This window comes from Chryseobacterium sp. 2P (assembly GCF_059579425.1).
In genome coordinates, this window is record NZ_CM184194.1 from 3264038 (window position 1) to 3287105 (window position 23068).

General features: G+C 39.9%; 10 protein-coding genes and 4 tRNA genes. 5 read left to right on the top strand and 9 right to left on the bottom strand.

All coding sequences use genetic code 11. From position 1 onward, the window contains the following. Nucleotides 1-25: 25 nt before the first annotated feature. The 5 genes from AC52CF_RS14820 to AC52CF_RS14840 all read right to left on the bottom strand — a co-directional run bounded on the left by AC52CF_RS14820 (nucleotide 26) and on the right by AC52CF_RS14840 (nucleotide 4655). Nucleotides 26-2212, bottom strand: coding sequence for a beta strand repeat-containing protein (locus AC52CF_RS14820; protein WP_375191175.1), 2187 nt, complete (start codon nucleotides 2210-2212; stop codon nucleotides 26-28). A gap of 83 nt (nucleotides 2213-2295) precedes the next feature. Beyond that, nucleotides 2296-2979 (bottom strand): hypothetical protein, encoded by a 684-nt coding sequence (locus AC52CF_RS14825; RefSeq protein ID WP_214589007.1) that lies wholly within the window; start codon nucleotides 2977-2979, stop codon nucleotides 2296-2298. A gap of 19 nt (nucleotides 2980-2998) precedes the next feature. Further along, nucleotides 2999-3613: a phage tail-like protein gene (locus AC52CF_RS14830; protein WP_290266384.1), complete on the bottom strand. Its 615-nt coding sequence runs from the start codon at nucleotides 3611-3613 to the stop codon at nucleotides 2999-3001. A 401-nt stretch (nucleotides 3614-4014) separates the two neighbouring features. Beyond that, on the bottom strand, nucleotides 4015-4401 hold the full coding sequence (locus AC52CF_RS14835) for a hypothetical protein (RefSeq protein WP_214589005.1): 387 nt from the start codon (nucleotides 4399-4401) through the stop codon (nucleotides 4015-4017). 180 nt (nucleotides 4402-4581) lie between these two features. Continuing rightward, a tRNA-Asp gene (locus AC52CF_RS14840) sits at nucleotides 4582-4655 on the bottom strand. A gap of 637 nt (nucleotides 4656-5292) precedes the next feature. On the opposite strand from AC52CF_RS14840, the gene AC52CF_RS14845 reads away from it, so the two are divergent. The 5 genes from AC52CF_RS14845 (at nucleotide 5293) to AC52CF_RS14865 (ending at nucleotide 22037) form a co-directional block, all read left to right on the top strand. After that, nucleotides 5293-5643, top strand: a complete 351-nt coding sequence (locus tag AC52CF_RS14845) for a hypothetical protein (protein ID WP_214589004.1) — start codon at nucleotides 5293-5295, stop codon at nucleotides 5641-5643. Nucleotides 5644-5716: 73 nt separating this feature from the next. Beyond that, a complete protein-coding gene (locus AC52CF_RS14850; protein WP_375181036.1) occupies nucleotides 5717-6031 on the top strand; it encodes a hypothetical protein in 315 nt (104 codons plus the stop codon). 42 nt (nucleotides 6032-6073) lie between these two features. Next, the gene (locus AC52CF_RS14855; protein WP_375181037.1) at nucleotides 6074-9727 is read left to right on the top strand and encodes a hypothetical protein; all 3654 of its coding nucleotides are present in this window, start codon (nucleotides 6074-6076) and stop codon (nucleotides 9725-9727) included. A gap of 37 nt (nucleotides 9728-9764) precedes the next feature. Continuing rightward, entirely contained in the window at nucleotides 9765-11123 is a 1359-nt protein-coding gene (locus AC52CF_RS14860; protein ID WP_375181038.1) for a hypothetical protein, read from the top strand. Nucleotides 11124-11141: 18 nt separating this feature from the next. Further along, nucleotides 11142-22037: a LysM peptidoglycan-binding domain-containing protein gene (locus AC52CF_RS14865; RefSeq protein WP_496517326.1), complete on the top strand. Its 10896-nt coding sequence runs from the start codon at nucleotides 11142-11144 to the stop codon at nucleotides 22035-22037. 235 nt (nucleotides 22038-22272) lie between these two features. Here AC52CF_RS14865 and AC52CF_RS14870 read toward each other — a convergent pair. The 4 genes from AC52CF_RS14870 to trxA all read right to left on the bottom strand — a co-directional run bounded on the left by AC52CF_RS14870 (nucleotide 22273) and on the right by trxA (nucleotide 23011). Continuing rightward, a tRNA-Asp gene (locus AC52CF_RS14870) sits at nucleotides 22273-22346 on the bottom strand. Nucleotides 22347-22378: 32 nt separating this feature from the next. After that, nucleotides 22379-22452 (bottom strand) — tRNA-Asp (locus AC52CF_RS14875). A 35-nt stretch (nucleotides 22453-22487) separates the two neighbouring features. Beyond that, a tRNA-Asp gene (locus AC52CF_RS14880) sits at nucleotides 22488-22561 on the bottom strand. Nucleotides 22562-22693: 132 nt separating this feature from the next. Then, nucleotides 22694-23011: a thioredoxin gene (gene trxA / locus AC52CF_RS14885; protein ID WP_076392215.1), complete on the bottom strand. Its 318-nt coding sequence runs from the start codon at nucleotides 23009-23011 to the stop codon at nucleotides 22694-22696. Between the last annotated feature and the right edge of the window lie 57 nt (nucleotides 23012-23068).

Genomic DNA, 23068 nt, shown 5'->3' on the forward strand with positions numbered 1-23068 from the left:
CCAATGCAAAGACTAATTCATAAAATTAATTTAATCTGATGATTTTCAATCTGTGCTGTCCGGTACCTGTTAAAGCCGTAACAGTACCCACTTCCCCACCGATTTGTATATTAACCGTTTGTCCGGCTGTTAGGTTCACCACTGATGATGGAGAACTTGTAATATTAACTCCGCTTCCCGCGTATGGAGATGCCGAACAGGATGATTCTGTGTCTGTTGTACCATTTACAACAATTCTGGTTGTAATTGCATGGTTGGCAGCTGTATTTGCATTAAAACTGTTATTTACGATAATCTGATACGTTCCTGTCGCCGGAGCCGTAAAATTTCCTGAGGTTGTATTATAGGAAGTTCCTACATTTACCGCTGTTGTATTGTAGGGGATAACAACATAGGCAACAGCAGGAGTATATGTTGTGGTTCTCGAAGCATCTACCAGCAACTGAGGAAAGGTATAATTGCTGGGTTCCCATTGGCTGGTAGTGGTGTTGTAAATCAATGTCTGTCCGTTTACAGGAGCTGTATTGGCAACATTTCGTCCCTGAATTTTTGTAACTGTGGAAGCTGCTAAGGTTCCGGTAACGTCACCTGCTATAGAAATTCCTGATGTTGGATAAGTTCCTGCTGCAGTTAATTGTCCCTGTGCATTTACCGTGAATGTAGGAACAGCAGTAGAAGCGGTTCCGTAAGCCCCTGCAGTCACCGCAGTATTACTCAAAGATATGGTTCCTGTAGTGTTTATGGGTCCTCCCGTAAGTCCTGTTCCTGTGGCAATATTGATTACAGTTCCTGTATTTGAGGCTGAAATCGTTCCGTCCGGAGCAACATTTATTCCTGAGCCAATTTTTACCCCTCCAAGAATTGTGGAACTTGCAACAGGCAGAGAATATGCCGAAGGTAGCAAGTGTTTCTGCCCATCTGCACCAATATAGGTATTTGTATTTCCTGTCCCTCCCAAGACTCCCTGAGTTCCTGAAACAAGGTTACCGATGCCAGTAACTAAATCGTAGTCTAAAGTTACTCCGCTCCCCAATACAGCATTGGTACCGCCTGTTAGAGTTAATCCCGCTGTTGATGTCGTTATATTACCTCTTGTAAGCGCTGCATTTGGTGATGTATTGATCCAGCCAGATCCGTTATATTGTAAAATCTGCCCTGCTGCAATAGCGGAAAGAGATACATCACTTAAACCTGACAATGCGAAATTTCCTAAAGTTCCGTTTCCTCTAATGTATTGAGCAGCTGTTCCCGAACCGGAAACAGTAATCGTTCCCGAATTGGTAACCGGAGAGCCGGAAACACTAAATGCAGAAGGCATACTAAGTCCTACACTTGTAACTGTTCCCGTATTTGCCGCCGATATTGTACCGTCTGCCGCAATATTAATTCCTGAACCAATTTTTACTCCTCCAAGGGTCGTGGAACTTGCAACTAGCAAAGAGTATGCTGAAGGCAGCAAATGTTTCTGTCCGTCCGCACCAATATAAGTATTTGCAATTCCCGTTCCTCCTGAAACTCCCTGAGCTCCTGCGGAAAGCCCTCCGATACCAGTCACTAAATTGTAATCGACCGCTGCTCCGCTTCCTAAAACAGCATTAGTACCTCCGCTTACGGACAATCCAATAGTGGTTGTCGTTAAATTTCCTTTGGTAAGAGCAGAATTTGGAGATATATTAGCCCAGACTGAACCATTATACTGCAAAATCTGTCCTGCTGTAAGACCGGACAAAGTAACATCATTTAAACCTGATAATAAAAAGTTTCCTAACGTTGCGTCTCCTCTGATGTATTGTGCTGCTGTACCAGAACCCGAAACAGTAATGGTTCCCGATCCGGTAACGGGAGAATTTGAGACACTGAAAGCAGCGGGCATACTGAGCCCTACACTTGTTACAGTTCCGTTATTGACGGTATTAAGAATACTGCCGGAGAATGTAAGTCCTGAGCCTAAAGAAAGCGGACTTACATTACCAGAAGCATTTGCATATAAAATTTTATTAATAAGACCTGCACTGGTATAGGCAGCTCCGACAGATTTTACGATTCCATTAACGTCAAGCTTTTCAGTAGGATTGGTTACCCCAATACCCACATTCCCGGAGTTTTTATTGTAAATATTACTGCCGGATAAAGTCCATTTTGACTCATCAATCTGTTTAAGGGTACCTTTGTTATCAACTACCCTCACTTGTGCATAGAGTGAAAAAGACAAAAACGAACAAAATAAAATTGAAAAATTTGCCAGTCTCATGTTATCAATAAAATTTTGATCAATTATTATTCTAAAGAAATCTCTTATTTCAGATACTGAACCTCGATAATGTCTCCCGCCAGTACAGACCAGTTGTTAGGAGCAGTACTGTTCGGAACGAGAGTTACCACAGATCCTGATACTGTATAATCTTCATTGGCAATTAATTTTGCTCCGTTTCTGTATACCCATACCTGCGAATAAGCAGGCAATGCAGGAGATCCCGTTAAATTGTAAGAAGTCTGGCCAGCCGCAGAGGTAAATTTTTCCTGTCCGCTTTGTACAAGATCTGTTGCAAGCATTTTTAAAACATTTCCTGTAGCTTCATCTCTTACCAGAATTGTGTACCCTGAAGTTCCTAATGTTGCAGAAGTTGAAGGAACATTAGATCCTGCCTGATTTGCATTGGTGTTCTGAAGGACTTTCGCTAATCCGAACTTTTTGCCGTTAAGATCAATAGTTGTGTCATCTGTAAGCGTACCTCCCAGTTGCCAGGTTGTAGTTGTTACATTATTCGTTGTATTAGTAAGCGTTGTAATCCCGTTTTTAGCCTGCAGGTATTTAATTGTCCCCTTGTTGTCTATTACTCTTATTGTTCCGTTAAGAGCCTGTGTTGCTCCATTAGCAGAATTTTGGGTTACATCGCCTGTCGTTTGCTGCGCATTTACCATTCCGAAAGATGAAAGAATGAATACCAGGATTGCTGAAGTTTGTAGATACCTTTTCATGATAAGTAATTTTAAAGTTTTATAAGAATTTGTAAATTTTTATTTCATCGTTAGCGTAGCAGGATACTCCGGGTTCCAGTTTTATATTAAATGAAGAAAGAACCTGAAAATCTATGTTTACGCCATTTCTGTAGACTTTTGTATTAGAAGAACTTACATTCCAGGGAGTCGGGAATTCCGTCTGACCATCTGTTGCAATAATTTTTACAGAAAGAATCTCCGTTCCGGACATTTGTGAAATCCAATTGCTGCCATTATACACAAAGAGAGTTCCCGTAGAATTATTAACAAATATATCTCCCGTAGAGTTGGTGGTAGGAATAGCAGGATCTGAGTTTCCGTAGAAAATTTTTGAACTGTCATTAAATCTGAGCCATTTGCTGCCATCCCAATAATAGTAGCCTTTGGTAATTACGCTGTTTGTCGTTGTATTATAAACAAGCAGGCTGACTGCAGGATTAGGAACGGTAGAAACGTCCGTAACGCTCTGAAGAGGAACTCGCGGTATGAGAACCCCTTTGTCTGATGCTTTTGCCACAATGTCGAGTGCCGCTGAAGGATCAGGATTAGGAGTATTCACCCCTACCTGAGATAAAAGCAGTGGTGAAATCAGGACTGAACATACAATAAACATTAACCTCATAGCTTTAAGGCTTATTACTTATTATTATACTCTAATAAGTTAAATGTTCATTAAAATGTATTTGGAATAGATTGCAGAACAGCAACTACTTACAGGTTTCTCGAAATAATTTTAATGGCATTATTCAACTTTGTGTGATTAATTGAATAATTCTCATCTAACTTTGTGATTATTTAACGAATATACATATTTATTTAAAATAAAAGAAAAATAATTTTAAAATTTTACTAATTTTTAATAAATAATTTAATTAGTTAAATTCTATCGAAAAAATATAAATATAAAAAGTGGTAAAATATTAAACAAGCTTTAAATACCTTGTAACGTTTTGTTTATAAATGATTGGCGGAAAGTTTAATTTTGAAAAACGGGTAAAACAGAAATTCAGAATATTATTTTGTGTGTTGATGACCTTTTTCTAATTTGCTTTTACAAACCATAAAGTACTCTACACAATCCTGAATGAGAAAATCTTTTTTTACTGAACAATAAGTCTGCATTTCGCTAACAAACAATTTCTGAATAGTTTCTAATTCCGATAATGATCTTCTCCGTAAAAAACAATCTCTGATATAGTTTTTAAGAATAAGAATTATAAAGCCTCTTTTTGCACATTTTTCATCAAATATAAACGGAAAAATGATTCCCATCCATTCATTATCAAAAAAAAGAACATCTTCATCATCTTCCAACAGTATTAAACTTTCATCATAAGCCCATTTCAGAAGATTTTCTTTCAGTTCTTCCTTATTGTTCCAATCAAAGTTTAATGTAATCATCCGTTTATTTTCTCTTTAATCTTGATATTTCTGCTAATGGAAATTTAAAAAATTAGGGTTTATTCTGTATAAATGTTGGGAATTATTTTCAGAAAATTATACAAAAACTCTTCATGAATTAATCTGAAAATATAAAATGATATAAATAAAAAAAGTCTTCTACAATTAGAAGACTCTCTGCGATCCGGACGGGACTCGAACCCGCGACCTCCGCCGTGACAGGGCGGCATTCTAACCAGCTGAACTACCGGATCAATTTTTAAAAGTAAACTGATAAAACTTTTGCTATGCGGATGTAATTCATACTTTTCAGAAAAATACCTATCCATAAGCTTTTGCTGTTGTTCTATTCAAAATATTACCAAATGAGTAACTTTTGAAGTAAGATAAAGAGCGCTTGTTTTAACTGGTGCAAATATATAGATTTTTTTATTGCTGTAAAAAGAATTTGCTTTTTTTTCTTCTTAAACAACTGTAAAGAACAGATTTTCAAATATAAAATTTGTCAGTTATCTGAAAATATTTACCCGAATAAAATCATTAATTACATAAAAAAGATATGCTGAATCTCCTGCCAGACCGCTATGATTATTAAGTTTATTTGCTTTTAATATTTATTTTACAGGAAGCTCAGTTCCTTAAATACACGTGTTTTTATACGCTTACATAACACTGATAATCAGTTAAGTATAAATACGCAGTTTATAAATTAAGTATTTTCACCTAACAGTGTATTATTTTATTTTCTTTACTTTGAGTTGTTCTTTAATGAATCTTCTATTACATCAACAAGGCAAATTTTAAAAAGCCAGACTGTGATATTTTTTTAATAATTGACTTCTTTGACATAAATAATTTTAAAATATTTTTTAAATCTTAAAACTAATAATTATGGCATCACAAAATCCAGTAATCAACCAAAGTGGAAGTGCAAGTATTAAATCAGGTCAATTCTGTACCTGGAATACGGCAAACGGTACAAACTCTACCATCACCATTGCTAACGCCAGCAGAAGTAATGTATTAAAATTTGCTATTTCGGGAGCTCCGGCAAGTGGTATTATTGTAGACAATGCAGGTCAGTCGACAACACCTTTCGACGGGGTGTATTCTTTGAAGCCCAATTCTCCAAACATTGTAGTTACAGCTTTTGGTGATTTTGGCGGTTCAACAGTTACCATCACCAACATTACCAATGCTCAAAATGATGCTGAGGCAAGTATTCAGTGTCAAACAAGCTAATTGTAGCGGTAAACTCCGCTTTCAGATTCTCTTATTATTTATTCTTGGTCATACTCTGGCAACGGCTCAGGGTATGGTCAAGTCTAAAGCAGACACTGTATGGCTTTCCCGATATGAATTTGCACAAAAGCAAACCAACAATGGAAGCGATTGTATCTGTTCTATTACCAATAACAGTCAGGCTAATATAGCCACAGTTGTATTAACCGGCGCACCAGATACGAGTACTATTCAACTGGACAGTACGGCAACGTTCAATGGTACACACTATTTAAAGCCCGGTCAGCAGGCAATTGCTGTAGGCAATTTTGCCGGAAAAACAATTACAGTATTAAATCTGTCCCTTTTAAATGTCGTGATTGTTGTTATGCTATTCTGCCCCGGTTAAGAATTTACCTGTATCCTATTTTGATAAAAAACAATTATTCTTATGGCACAATCCGAAACAGAAATCATATTCAGCAATGAAAACTCCGGAAACCCTGCGCTGTATATATACAATCAAATAGGGCAACACTGGACTGCTTTATTGCTACCGGAAGGATCTGCTTATACTGATCCTGCTATTACCCTTCAGACTGCAGTACAGCAACAGGTCTATTTTCTTTTTGCCAAAACAGCTCCCGCCGATCCAAAGACCTTTATAGAGAACTATCGTTCTTATCTGCTTACGTTTCGTCAAAACGTAACAGCCAACCTTACAGTTGCATGGCTGAGTAACATTAATGAAAAACCTTCTGATAAAAATACAACCGTTATTAATTTTGCTCAATATGGAGCCAATAAACCTTTTGTAGTAGGGCAGACATTTAACACTACCATCGGAAATGGTTTTGCTACGCTTACCATACTGAACAATACCACTATGACATTACAGCCGGAAACAACTCCGGATGCTTTACGGCTTATCTGGACTCCTGGCAATCCTAACATGAACTTTGCGAATAAAGTACTTGGAACCAGTTCGCTCTTCAACAGCGACATTACGATTCCTTTCAGCGGTCCTGGTACAGGATCTTTTCGTTTTTCATTGGGGCTTAATATGAATTTGGACTTTACAGCATATGGCTTACAAAATAAATATTATTACGGCAACAGCAAACCACGTTCCTGCTTCTCTTATCCTATGCTGAAAACCGGCAATGGCAATGATTATTTAATTACCCAGACCGAAATCGATCTGCTCGATATAGCTAATGATAACGGACTGAATACCTATTTTGCCATCACTGGTCAGATCTACAATACACTTAGCGGTCAGAAAAGATCTGCTTCCCTGCCCAGTAATTACGCTATCAATACCGGCTACCCTCTTACTTTATGGCCTTTGGTAAACATGGTAGATTCAGGTGCACCTGTCAATAATTTATTTCCTACAGACTACAGCGCACGTTTTGTAATATCACCACAGGATGCAGCAGGCTTCGAGCCATACTACCTTTCACCGGAAGGCGATTTTTATCTTGATCCAGAAGCATCACAAGCTGCCTTTGCCGATGAAAACGGGCAATACAGTTTGCTTCCCGGACTTTCAGGTACTGAGATCATTACCTTTACTCCTTATAAAAATAATAACGGTGCTGTTACCGGCGATACTATACGCTTTATTTCAAAGCAGGCCGCCTTTGCCGCTAATTTTCCGGGACAGGAAGTTTCACTTGCCAATCCGGGGACAGATGCTCCCACTCTCGACAGTACCTATTTTACAGCATGGGCTAATATTGTTACCCAAATTTCCGGCAATGTGCAATATGCTTCACAACCTCAGGGAGCTTCTTTATTTGCCAAAGATCATGGTATAGCGTCATCTGCGAATAACATCACAGGATTTCTAGGGTTTTATGAGCCTTCGGTAGATATGCCGCAAGACAACAATTTTGCAGTGCCATTGGTGCCTTATCTTGGCATAAGTACTGTATCTTCTTCAAGCTCACAAGATATAAATACATTTGAATCCAAGGTGCTCAGTGCAGAAAGAAAAGCATTGATATCAGCCGCCTTCACCGTACCTCGTTCCAGCAAGAGTCTGGCAAAAAGAAGCATGGCAGAAGCGGAAGCAATGTCTTACACTGCCTCTTCTACACCGCAGGGAATGGTTGCCAATGTAAATAATGACGGCAGCTGGGGATTACTAAATCTGGCGCAGAATACCGTAAATAATGGTTCCCCTGAATATCTAAATCCCGAAGGGCAAATACCAGCAACACCTCCGCAATATCAGCTCAGTTTTATTAATCTGATGCCTCAAATGCAGAGCGCATTTCTTACCAATCAGCAGTTTCTGGTAATGACCAATAATCAATATTTAGGCAATTTATTCTCAACGATGAATACATCAGGCGGTGGCTCAAGCAATCAACCGGTGTTCAACAATAAAATGTCTATTGAAGACTGGCCTTTTGATCTGAATGTGGGAACAAGTAATACTTACGCCGACTATAATAATGTTTTAATTTTTAAATTCTGTCAGGGCAGCATTATTGATCGGGTAAAAAATCCTAAAGAATGGTCTCAGGCTAATGCATTTAATATTGATAAAGACAATACTGATCCCAATGCTGCTTATAACCAGCTGGTTGCCGTATCATCGTGGCTTCAGGATTATTTACAGGCAGCTGAAGATGCATATAACGCTGCTCTCTTAAATCCTGCCTCCGGACAGCTTGAATATTATCAGAAGTTTCATTCCATTATCAATGATCCTAATTGGAATGGCATTCTGGCTCTTAAAGCAACAATCGATCTAAAAGAATTCCCTCAACAATTAAAAGGACTAATCAGTGGAATTAACCTTAAAAACTTCTATGCACATCACTTTGGAATAGAAGTAAACCGTGTAGATGCAAGCGGTGTGATAACTATGGATCCAGTAAGCTCTTTGTTCGGGTTGATAAATTATGTTGATCCTGCATATGCCCAGCAAATCTCACAGGGATTAGATCCTAATAAGCCGATACAGCCTGCAGCAGGCGCTACTTATGATTTTAAAGTATTGTTTCTACAGGTACTCTTTGAAAATACAGCCATCAAAGATTTTGCCAGTAAGATACAGCTTACCATGAATAATCTCTTCTCTGATAAAGTGACTCATACAAACAATCCTTACGGTTCAGGCAGTCTGAATACCGTGGTACTCAATGGCACTTATCAGGATCATAATGGCACTCCTGTATATGTTTTTGATAATAAAGACGATAATCTTTTCTTCTTTGACAGTAATCTGCTTACGAATGTAGAAATTACCAAAATACAGTTCAACACACTCACAACCGATCCTGCAGCACTCGATATACAATCGAGGTTTACCATGTGGGGTTATCTTAACTTCGATACAATGATAGCTCCGGCTTCCGGCGAAGGGGAAACAGATTATCCGCTTGATACTTTTTCTTTTGGGATCACAATAAACAATGATACTTTACAACAAGGGCTTAATTACAGCAACCTGTATGTAAATATGTCATTTAATCTAAATACGCCTTCAGTTACAACTTTTGCTTTCGATGCCTCTCAGATTGCTTTCAATTCATCACAAAGCAATGCCAGACCGAATAGCCTTTATCCTAATTTTGCTTTACAGATCAATAAGCTCTTGAGTGGCAATGAAGAATCGGCTCCATCAGGACAAGGGTATTTAAAGCTTGCATTGCCCGGCATCAATGCCACGGGACTTGCTGGTAACTGGTACGGATTACAGATGACACTTAATATGGGCTCACCCGGAGAGCTTGCCAGCAGCGCAGGTTTTAATGCCAGTCTTCTGATTGCGTGGAGCCCCGGATCTAAAAGTGCGGCTCCCGGCTACAATGCATTTGTAGGTATTAAGCTGCCCGGTACTTCCAGTAATGCTAAACTTATGAGCATACAGGGTGTATTAAAATTATCTATTGATAAACTGAGTTTACAATACGTAAAAGACCAGAACTCATACCTTTTGACCTTATCCAACATTGCTTTGAAATTACTGGGCATTTTGAAATTACCTCCCGGAGGAAATACGGATTTCCTATTGTTCGGTAATCCCAATCCGGGTGCTACCGCTAAAAGTCTGGGTTGGTACGCTGCTTATAATAAATCAGAATAAATTGCCTTAAATCATATGTACATAAAAAATAACAACCATGGCAAGAATACTCTACTGGAACATACGGCAATTCGCAATTAACAAGATCGACGCACCCCGGGCTAAAAGGAGATGGGATGGATCTTTTATCATTCCTCCGCAACCGAGCTACAGAAAACGAGTGATAAGAACGACAATCACTCAGAACAAACCCGATATTTTTGTCGTAGTAGAAACATCTACCGGAGCCGGAGCTGCAGGTACTTTAATTTCTGCAGGCGGCGCTGATGGAAGCATATTTCTGCTACAACAAATGAGAACCTGGTTTCCGGGTGACGACTGGCGGCTTATTCCCCCGCTAAGACTGGGACAAGGAAATGTTCAGGAGGGTATCTCTGTATTTTATAACCATGCCAGAGTACAATTTACAGGTCCATGGGGATGGCAGGGCGATGGCAACCCATCTGATTCGGTTGCTAACATCGGACTGGGAAACCTCGTTAACTATGGTCCTCCTTGGGTAAACCTTCTGCCTGCTGGCAATGCACCTGCCGGACTTAACACAATTAACCCTGGTGTACCATATAGGAAACTTGCGGGACAATGGCTTTTTCACGGACCTTTGGCTGGCGGTGTTGCTCCGGTGTTAGGCTTTCCTAATGCATTTAACAGAACTCCTTTCTTAACTACTTTCTGGGAACCGGGAGCAGGAGGCGCAGCAGGCAAAATGATTAAATTGTTAGCTTTCCATGCTTCACCAAAAAAACAGCAGGCTGCCGATGGAACCAACCAATTATCCAATATTCTTGAAATGACTACAGATCTTGCTGCCAATCAGGTAGGAGTTATTGTAGGAGATTTTAATGTAGATTTATTTAATACTCACTTTGAGCCCATTGCTTACGACCGTTTACTTGGTGCTTTTCCAGCAGGTGTTGGCTATACCCGTCAGATTAATCCTACCGCTAACATATGGCCAGACAAAGGATATGTTTGTACCATGCTGAGGTCTCATAACAGTGCCAGACCCTGGGCAACGAACGGCTATCCGGGGTATGAATATGTAATACAAGATACATTCTCAAGTGTAGACAATATTTTAACACGTTATGGCGGAGGTTCGGCTGTTGGTCCTGCAACCAACATTACCATAGCCAACAGAGTTACAGGAACACCATACAACAGAGATGTGCCGGCTATAGCGGGAGCTCCACAAGGGAGTTTGATTTATAATTCTGCCATGGCATTAGATGGAGGAGGATTACCTTCTGCACTCCCTCTTCCTATAGCCGGACCCACAGGACATGGCGGTGTTGTTCCCGGAAATATAGGAGCGCTGACTTCTTTTGTTGGCTGGAATAACTACCGCAGAATCATCAGTACCAGTGACCACATGGGATTAATTGTGGACGTTTAACAGAATCATTTTATTATTATGAGCTTATCCAATTTAGTTACTACATTTAAAAGCCAGGCTGCTGCCAATAGCGGTAATATTACTATTAATGCAGCATCTTTTACCGATTCAGGCTTAATTCCGCCAGTTGGGCTGGATGAATTGCTGTCTCAAAGTTATCAACTTCCGGATGGCTCATTTTTGTTGATTGATACTTCCGGTACTTCTATTCCTGAGCCTGTAGGAAATACATTAACAATCTCCGATGCTACGGCAGCAATACTTAATGTAGAAAAAGTAAATACTTCAGTTACGCTGATTATTACAGCAAACGAAGCGGATGAAGTTCAGTTTACCATACAAATTAACCTGTCCGACTGGAAGTTTGCCACCAGCTGGCAATACATGACGGGCGGCGTATTCGATAATCTTCCATACACCTCCCCTTCCTTCATTTTCAGTACTCAGAACACAGCCATTTTCAGCTGGAAGCAAAAAAATATATCTTTAACGAAGGGGCAAAACTTTGCATCGCTTATTACCCTTACCCAATGGCTTAAGCCTGTCGTAAACTTTTTTACTTCATGGTCGCCTTCTACCAATCTGGCTTTGGCAGGAAGTATAGATCCCTCTCAGGTTAATAACGAAGACATTATTTATCCCGAGATGAATTTATTTGTGCCTATTGATGCAACTTTAATATCATTAGGTTTTCTCAATGTCAGTAACCCCGGAGTTGGATTTCAGATTAAAACAGAAGAAGAAACGATTACAGCCGATCCGGAAGATGAAGGAGAAGCATTACGTCTGGAATATGAACCTACAGACAGCTTAACACCAGCAGAAGGAGAAACACAAAAAGTACAAACTCCTATCCTCTATTTTAGTTTGCTGTTGGCAGCCGGAAATTCTATTGTACTGAATTTTAGTGCTGCTGTAGAATATGAATCTTCTTCTTTTACCCTGAATGTAGACTCTGAGCCAGACAAACCACTCACACCTCTCATCCTGTTCGGTCTTATGGCTGGACAAAATTGGTTTCAGAATATTCCTCCTACTTTACAACAGTACCTCAACAGCATTGCATTCAAAGGATTTAACACGGGGCTGGATTTTAACAACGGGCTTACTATTACCAGCGTTTCCTCTTTTATCGGCTCCAATGGAGCCTGGACGCTTTTTGATAATTTTATTATTCAGCAGTTTGATGTTAATTGGGTTATTATTAATCCTGGAACTACCAATTCACAAAGTTTATATTTCAGTGCTCACGTAGACTTTTTTCCAACCATATTTGTTGGCGGTTTCGATGTGGAAATTACCTCAGACCTAACCCTTTCTGCTGCCTTTGCAGGATCTGTTACCTTCAACAATTTACTGTCTGCCATTACAGCAGGAGCCATTACTATTCCAGATAATCTTTTACTGGTTGAGTTTACTGCTTTCGGGATTAATATGGATATTAACAGTAAATATTACGAGTTTTACGCGAATGCTAATATTGATCTGAATTTCATTACAAACGTTTCGGTAACGGATGGTACGTTACTGCTAACTTCTTCTTCGCCCGCGAGCGGTACCGGTCCAAGTATATTTACGGCAAAGGTATCCGGATTGTTTGCCATTGGTAAATTACAACTTAATACCGATGTAAATTATAATTCATCGGACGGATGGAACTTAAGCCTTGCAATGCCGGAAAGCAGTAACTTAAATCTGGGAGAGCTCATTAAGCAATTATTCCAGTCTATCAGTCTGCCTACAAGCTTTTTACCAGATAGTCTTAATATTACTCAATTCTCACTGGATGCCACAATTCCCAGCGGAACGGGAAAAAGCAGCTACGAGGTAAAAGGAGGATTGCAGTGGATCTTTACCTTTCCTATTATTGATCAGCAGATCAATATCATTGCCAATCTTTGGCTGAAATATGAAGCCGCGAGCAATGATTCTACATCCGGTAAATATTCCGGTGGTGTTTTAGGAAGTGTAACATTAGAATACTTCAATGCTACTGTCGGTATAAGCTATAATTTCGCCGAAAACAATCAGCAGCTTGCTATTACCTGGGAAGGCTTTACCGCTATGTATGATGTAACCGGAGAAAGCCGTACAATTGTTTTCTCTATTAAAAACTGGACATTGGGCGGGTTAATTACCTCTTTTATGAAGATGTTGTTTAACCCTACATTTGAGCTCGATGCACCATGGGATATACTCAACAAAATAAGTCTGGATGGATTCTCGGTTACATACAACCTCGACACGAAAGATATTAAGGTTAATTACAAATTACCTAAAACATTAGACCTTATATTCATCAATATCAATGGAATTAATCTTACCAAAAATCAGAAAGGGGTATTTATCACTTTCGATGGGAATTCTGTTGTTCCTTCTATTAACGAAAGTAATTTATTTAAACCAGAGACAGGCGGACAGGACATTCAGAAAATGCCTGATGTTCCGGGACAAGGCACACAGTATTTCGATTTGCGTCTGCTGGCAATGGGTCAGCATGTAGAATTGGTAAATCCTGCCCAGTACAACTCTATCAAGGATGTAACAAAAGCTATGCAGGAAGCTTTTACCGAACCAAAACCGGGTACCATTCCTATAGGATCGGGCTCCGGCAACACACTGCTTAGATTCAATGAAGACAGCAACTGGCTCATCGCCACCAATTTCGGGATATTGAATGCAGGAACAAAAGAGAAGCCTGTTTGGACTCTCGATATGCAGGTGGTATTTAATGATCCCAATCTCTATGGTCTGCGCATTGCTATGGCAGGTGGAAAAGCCAAAGTATTTGAAGGGCTGGATTTTGAGATCATGTATAAAAAGATCTCTGAATCCATTGGCGTATATCAAATGGATCTTACCCTTCCTAATGCTTTACGTTATCTGCAGTTTGGTGCGGTCAATATCACTCTTCCTTCCATTGGTATAGAAATTTACACCAATGGTGATTTTACGGTAGACATCGGCTTTCCTTACAATATGGATTTCTCCCGATCATTTACAGTACAGGCAATTGTCCCTCCGGGTATACCGGCTATGGGTTCAGGGGGAATCTATTTCGGAAAGCTCAGCAGTGCTACAACCAATAAAGTCCCTAAGACCAACTATGGAAACTTTAATCCGGTAATTGTATTTGGTATCGGCTTGCAGGTAGGTGTAGGATATAGCGTAAACTATGGCTTACTCAGCGCCGGCTTCAGCGTTACCATGTTTGGTGTTATTGAAGGAGTAATAGCAGCTTATTATCCTTACAGCGGCACTTTACAGGAAAGCAATAAAGAACAGGTAGAAACTTCATATTATTATTATCTTCAGGGTACTATAGGGATTATCGGTAAATTATACGGTTCTATAGACTTTGGTATTATATCGGCAAGTGTAAACATTACCGTAATGGTATATGCACAGGCAACCTTTGAAGCTTATAATAAAATACCATTGGCTATTGTAGCTTCTGTAGATGTAAGGGTTTCTGCTAAATTAAATCTAGGAATCTTCTCCATTACCATTCATTTTACTTTTACAGCAAAAATTAGATTTGATCTTACCATCGGCACGGATCAGACAGCCAAAGCTCCCTGGAATAATAATCTTTCGGCACCAAACGCTGCATCCCGTATATCTTCACCTGCAGCCGAATTTCGTATTGCTCCTGCCCGACAGGCAACACCACTTGATGGCGCCAGACCTGTTTCTTTTGCAGTAATGGATTCATTCGATATAACGGAGCTGACAGGCTCTGATATAATGGTGATGCGCCGTTCGCCCAATATGCCCATCAGTTATCATTCCGTTTTGGTAGAAGATGACTCTGAACTCCCTGTGCTTAATTTATATTTTGTACCCCATTTAACAGTAGCAGGACCTGAAAACGGAAATCTGCAGAACCAGACAGCACAATATGTAGCTACTTTATTCATCGATGCTCCCGATCCTTCGGGTGACGGTAGCGGAACTACAACTTCCTTTGAATATCTATGCTCTGATTTTTTCCGTTGGCTGATACTGAACTACATTGATCATACCCCTTCGAAGTCTTCCCGTGGAGAAGTAGAAACTGAAGGTATTTCAAAAGCTGATCTTGATGCATTAATCACATTCCTTTCAAGCGAAGAATATCCGTTTCCTATTCCTACCAATGACCTGCTAAGCTTTCTTCAAAATAGTTTTCAGGCATTAAATGTACAATTATTACAAGAAGATCTTGCCGCCGCAGCAATTTTCCCAATGTTTTTTGATCTTGAACTGAAAGTACCAGATATTGCATTGGACATCCAGTTCAATAACTATAATATGGCTACACAGGAATACCTGTCTGAAGTAAAAAAATGGTTTAATGAACTTGCCGTAAAGGTACAGGAAGAAACATCTTCTGCCGCCAGATTTATGACTTTGGAAGATCCTCAGCAATGGAGTATGTCTACTTTTGTATTTGAAGACTACTTTGTACTTATAGGGAAACAACTGGCAGGTTACGCATCTGATGCTATGGATAATTTTACTTACCGCATCAGCAATGGTAATAGCTTGTCGGCCATGGTAACCTGGGCAAACAGCATTACTGTAGATGGAACAGGCAATAAAGTAAATGTTCAGGATATTGCGACAGCTAACCAGACACATCCGCTTAATGGAAAAAATCCTATAGCCATTACCGGCATAATGTACAATATTTTGGAAGGTGATACTTTTACTTCGCTAGCTGCCATATATGCCATTACACCTTCAATGTTAATCACAGAAAATGCAGCCGTTCCGGGATTACTGGCTCCGCAAACGATTACTTATCATGGAAATGCATATAATGTACAATCTACAGATACCATTAACACAGTTGCTGCAGGTTTAAATACCACACTAAATGATCTTGCTTCGGATAAAGATTTCCAGAGTACAGCAGTGCTCACAACAGGTAACTGGCTGATTATTGGCGCGGCACTTTACACCGCAAAAAGCGAAGATACCTTTAGCAGTATCGCTACTGTTATCTATAATCATCTTGATACAGCGGCTTTACTGATGCAGAACCAGATCACTTCAGGCCTTTTCATTGCAGGCAACAGCTTTGAATACGACGGTATAAAATATGTAATCGTACCGGGTGATACCCTTACCAGTATGGCAGCAGCTATTTCTGTATTAAAAGGAACTACGATTACACCACAGGATCTTGCAGGTAATATCCAAGTACAGGCACAACAAGTGCAGCCTCTCGGTCAGGTATTAATTCAGCCTTTTACCCACACTACTGCTGAATTCACCGATGCAGTAAACGCCGACACGCTTGATGCATTGGCACAGAAATACAATACCACAGCAGCCTTATTGGCTACCAACTATGCCAATCAGCAGCAAAATAACTTTTTCTACAACGGAGAAGGATTTACCAATGCCAATATTCCGGGTCTGCAGTATTTAACTGTAGGCAGTATTCTGGAATACTTTGCCGATAATAACTCCTATGGACAGTTATCCGGTATGGCATCTCGTTATCAGTTACATGGTATGCGTCTGCCTACGAATCTTCCGGGGCTTACCCTTGCACAAGGTTCTCCCTGTACAGGAAATAATTGTGCCCTATATTCCCTTACCGGTCAGGAGTTTGCCCTTCCGGCTACAATACCTGCCGATTTCTCTATCCAGCTCATCAACAATTCATTAAGCTGGCTTAAGTTTAACGGAAAATCAATGGATGAGGAAGGCGGAAATATATTAAATGTAAAGCTGACACCTGAAGATATTAATCAAATTGGCACCTTGCTTAATTATGCACAGACAAAAGGGATAAAGCCAGACGTTCTGGAGCTCGCACCTATGAAGCCTTTCAACCTTCAGCCTGTACAATATACTTTCCAGACAACTACAAAGTGGCAAACTTCCGGAGCATTAAACCTGCCTTATGGGTCACCAGACGGTCAGAGCAGCGTATCACCACTTATCTGGCAATTTCCTTCAGGTCTGCTCAATCAGCTGGCACTGCCTAAACAAGCAGGTTCTGAATTCAGTATACAGATCGGTCAGTACGATGCAGCTAAAGGAGTAATGGACTACTGGCCATCCTCCTATTACGGATGGAGTACGATGATAGATATAGAACTTAAACTTCTTGATACTGATTCCACCGCTCCTGTAAATGCTTACAGTTATGAATTATTAGGTGCAAGCGAAGCCGGTGCTAATATCCTGCAAAGACTGTTGTTAGCATTAAATCCAAAATCTTCCAATAACAATCTGGATAAAATAGTCGATATACAGTGGTTGTATGAAGGCTCAGATGGATTATTGTCAGTAGGTATGGAACACATGAAGACCTTCATCGTACAGGCTAATCTTTCCACAGAAACAAATCCTGACACTGCTGCCATGAAAATGATGGCTTTGGAAGTAACAGAAAAAAAGTCAGATACAGGAATACTGAACAGTATTTATGATTTCATACGCATGTTATGGGAATGCAGCATTACCCGTTCCGGAGGATATTATCTTATGTATAATGAGACTGAAGGTAATATAGGATTTCCTTCCAGTATTTTTGGAAAAGGAGATAATGCGAATGTACGCCTGCTTGTTACCTATAGCAGCCAGTACAATAATAAGCCTACAGATTACATGAACTGTGCAGTAACCGGTGATAAAATTGATGCTAATTCTTGTGTGGTATATGCGCAAAGCGAAATGCAGGAAGGACTATCCTATTATGTAAATAAGCCAGAAGATACTATTGATGCAATAACTGCACGCTTCAATATATTACCTGCAGAACTGGTAGATCTTAATAAAAAAGTGACACTTAACACGAAGGCTACTGTAAATGATTCTTTAAAATATGATATTCCGACTATTATATTTGATGGATTGGTATGTGAAATAGGTGCCAGCGGACCGGGAAATACGCTGACTTCAATTGCAGCTTATTATAATGTGGAAGCAAGTACCATACAACAACTCAACCCAGATATTACTGACTGGAATAATCTTCCGCTCTGGCAGCTGATACTGTTGCCTCAGGTGCAATACACCATCAGTGCGGAGGGTAAAGCGGGTCTTACATTTGAAACCATAGCTGCCTATTATTTTATCGATATGGCTTCCATGGCTTGGGCTGCAAAAGATGTAGTCAATATTTTTATGACCTCAACCATGCTTACTATCAATGATCAGATCATGCATAAAGTAACAGCCGTTCAGCAAGGTACTGCAGGTTTTGACCTGAACAGAACCAACCCGAACCCGGATCCTGAAAATCAGCCGAAGATCACTGATCCTGATTATGCAGAGGTATATCTCAACAATATGTACAATCTTTTAAGCTATCAGATCGTAGAAAACAGCTGGTTCGGTGAAAGTGTTGTGGGCTTACCTGCTGGTCCTGCCAAACCACAAACACAAGACGACGTACTGGGTAAAACAGACGATAATGACACTGAAGATGATCTGATCTGGTATTACAATCAGATTGTGCCTATTGCCAAATTTGCTAAAACGAACCCATTTATGACTTATCCTGCCGGCTATCCGCAGGAAGAAGACAATCCGTATCGTGGTATCGGTCATCAGGTACAGGTACATTTTGACTGGGTAGATTATTATGGTAATGTAACAGTAACTCCATTTAGTGATCCGGAAATGGATCCCTCTACTCCGGTAAACAACCCACCTATTCAAACCGGCTACGTGGATGAGCTGAAAGGATTGGGTAAATGGCCAAGTGTGGAGTTAAGTTATTTGTTTGATCTTGACCTCAATCATAACCCTGAACTTAAACTAGAATTTAACTTTAATATCCAGCGTTATAATGATTTGCCTGATGTACCGGCAGATCAGCAGCAAGACTGGAAACAGAATGCCGCTAATGATCTTGTAACCTATACCAATATATATTATCAGTTAACACAATTAAATCCGGCAGACGGTAAGAATACTTTAACGATTACACTAAGCACTTCCCTTACACCAGGCAAGACTGTTGATCTGTCTGATGAACAGTTTAACCAGGTGCTGCAGTTTGTAAAAGATATTTATACTTATCTATCCGCACGCAGTCAGGGTAATGAAGCAACAGCACCTGTAATTAGTCCCATCACAAGTTCTGTGAATATAGAGGATATAGATACACACTCTATCCTTCAGCTCACTGTGAATCTCGACTTTTACCGTGACCTTAAATACGTTAACACAGATTTTAAAGATAGTGATCTGGTTACCCGCGCTCTTACTCAGGTAAAGCCGAAAACCATGTCTAAAACAGTGAAGGACGGGACAGATCCTCAATACAGCCTCAACGAATTTGCTGCTTTATTCGAAGCTGCTTTCTTAAATGCCGGTAATTATGAACTGAAAATTGCCATTGGTACCAATGCTGCAACAGCAGGCGGTGTGAATAATCAGGCAGTATTCGTAGTACGCATGGGGCTAAAATCCGGGCAGGGTATTTACTGGAAAGTTAATCAGGCAGGTACTTATAAGCTGACTACAGAATCCATTACACAGCTTACAGCTGAAGGCGTTCCTGCAGAAGTTACCACGGCTATCAGCTCTTTGGTAGACACTTTTTATGAAAACAGGGATCAGTTCGATATTGCGTTACAACAAAAACTGACTGAAAAACAGTTTTCCCAGTATCGCATCAACATCTATACCTATAGCTTGCTGAATGCTGTATTCTATGCTCCTAAACCATTAGCAACGAGCCTTGTTTCTAAAAGCGGAGTGCCTATATGCAAATATATCACGGGTCAGGGTCTGGATTGCAGCAAAGGGGAAATACAGACGTTTACCGGCATAGATATGGATACATGGGGTGCACAGTCTCTTAATGCTATTGATGTATTCCTGAGTGCAGACTATGCAATACCTGCTTTCCTTGTAGATCAATTAAAAGCAGATGAAGAAGAGACATGGCTGGCTACACAGGGGATTGAAGCGACCACTTATTTACAGGCTATTACCAATGCTAAAACCACACTTGCTGGTGCCATAGCTTCAGAAGTAGAATCTGTACTGAAGGCACCGTATGTTTCGTTGGAAACAGGTGACAACACAAGTCTCGGCAATGCAAGGGAAAAATTTGAGCAACAATTGCTTAACCAATTAGGCAATGCCTATACCGTAAATGCTCTGGTTCAATTTGAAGTAACTGCTGAATCAGACTTCAGAGCAGACAGCAACTACAAAACACCACCACGACTGTATGGCACACCTGTAATCAATAATAAAGCAGACGGTGATGCAAAAGAATATAGTATTTCTACATCCAAGATACAGCTAAACGAAAAAGACGCAACGGACACAGATTCCTTCCTTACGTTCAGTTTTACCACTAAAAATGCAAAAGAATTTACCAGTGTAGATCTGGATATGACTTATGTAGTAACCCACGTAGAATGTGATATCAGTGATGTAGCCGGTATCAATGGATATCAGGGTTCCAACTGGCTCACCTTCATTATACCTGCTGATGTAAACAGCCTTGGTGGCGATAATCTTGTTTCAGCATCTTTACAGCAAAGTTTAGGTATCGTGGATATTCCGGTAGTATTGCGTAATTATCCTACACCGCCTACTCTCACTACACAGACCGGTAAAAGTGTTCCCGTATCAGGAGATAATACAGAAACACGCCTTGCCAAAGCATCCGAATGGAATTTTATGTATTCCTATACTGAAGATCAGGCAGCACAGGACAAAATATTCTCCGATATTGAATTCAATACCTTGCCTGCTCTTTCTGCAAAAATGTATGGAAGTCCTGCACGTGATCTTTTCAGTGATCTGGCTCAGTTTGTGACTGTATGGCCACAGGTATTAGATGATTTCAACAGCTACCTGAAGATGATTACCGCACAATCAGACAGCACTGATCCTAATCTTACCAATGCCTATTATGCTCTGCAGACAATGGTGAGTTTAACAAATAACCTTGCTATTGCATGGAGCGAGTACAATGGTTTACAAATCGATAATTCTGATGATAATTCTACGGCACGGGCTTACGACTTTATTATCCGACAGACAGATGATACTGATTTTGACAACCGTCTGCTCGTAACCATTGTTCCTGCTGCGGATATGTCTTCTGATGATCTGTCGCTCTACAGGGGTAATAAAGATGTATTTGAGGCTGAATTACCCCAAACGCCTTATGTAACTATTGACAACTATACAAAAGTGAATGCTACTGATAAAAACGGAACTCCTATTCCTAATGCATATTGGTATCAGGCGGCAGATAAAACCTATCTGTCATGGGAAAAATCTTTCAATATTCCGTCCCGCAACGTTAATGTAGATGCGCTGAATGTCTTACAATTCCAGTATGCTTGGGCGGGTATTTCCATTATTCGTAATGAAGACCTTGTTCCGTACAACCCTACCGTTAATAACTTTATTTACCGTACGCCATTGGTAAGATTCTCTAATAAACTGATTCCTTTGCTTAACAGTAATGATATTTTTGATATTGCTAAAATTAATAATGAAGCAGGAGTCAATCTGTCGTTGGCACAGCAGTTGGCCAATTTCCTCAGCACTTTCTTTACCTACGATGAACTGGCAGAACAATTGCTAAAACTAAGTGTATCGTGGAATTATCCATTATTAGGTACATCCGGAAATATTCTTCCTCCTATAGAATTACCCGTTTTGCTTGCCGCTCCATTCATTTTTGAAATACCAAAAGATTATGAGATACCTGTCGGAGGATGCCAGCCTTCGTTTAGTGAAGCAGATCCGTTTGTTTGTCGTCTTTCTAATGCACTAAAAACCTGGTATAACCAGCACAAACCTGTAAACAATGGTGCATGGTTTCAGATTGATCTGGCGGTATTCTCATCTCTCAGCGAGAGTAAGCTTCCACTGATAGAGCTTAAAAATATAGTATTGTATTATAAAAATATTACGGATATGAATGCATGATCCTCAATAATAGTTTTCATTAAATAATAAAATTCATTTAAGAAAGTTGAAATCTAAACAAATCAGGAAAAAAGTTCATTTTCTTACTATTCAGAGATCTGTTTCTCCTTTTAAACAATTCACTGAATAGGTAACTTTCATACCATGATTTTGGGTTTCATCTGGAAATAGACAAAAACAAAAGTGCTGTAAAAATATCTTTTTACAGCACTTTATTTTATTTGATAAATCATTGCGATCCGGACGGGACTCGAACCCGCGACCTCCGCCGTGACAGGGCGGCATTCTAACCAGCTGAACTACCGGATCAATTTTTTTAAAAGAAATTGAGAAAACTTCTGCGATCCGGACGGGACTCGAACCCGCGACCTCCGCCGTGACAGGGCGGCATTCTAACCAGCTGAACTACCGGATCAAATTTTGTTTTAAAAGTAAATTGAAAAACTTTTGCGATCCGGACGGGACTCGAACCCGCGACCTCCGCCGTGACAGGGCGGCATTCTAACCAGCTGAACTACCGGATCATGTTTTTGTTTCTAAAGAACTTCGTTTCTTTTTTGTGATGGCAAAAGTACAACTTTTTTCGTTACCTGCAAATTTATTTCAAAAAAAATGCCTTCCAAAAACGGAAGGCGTTCATTATCAAATTTATTTTTTTACAAGTGAGCGCTTAATTTCTCTGCGATCACTTCTTTTGGAGCTACTCCTACTAATTTGTCAACCACTTCTCCATTCTTAAAAATAAGAACTGTAGGAATATTTCTGATCCCGTACTGCATAGAAATATCCTGGTTGTTATCCACGTCTACTTTCCCTACTATTGCTTTTCCTTCGAAATCGCTTGCTACTTCTTCGATGATTGGTCCTAACGTTCTGCAAGGTCCGCACCATACTGCCCAAAAGTCTACTAATACCGGCTTATCTGATTTTAAAACCGTTTCCTGAAATGAGCTATCTGTAATTTCTAAAGCCATTTTTGTTTCTTTTATTTAAATTAATATTATTCTTTTATAATTTCCTTAATTGGATAA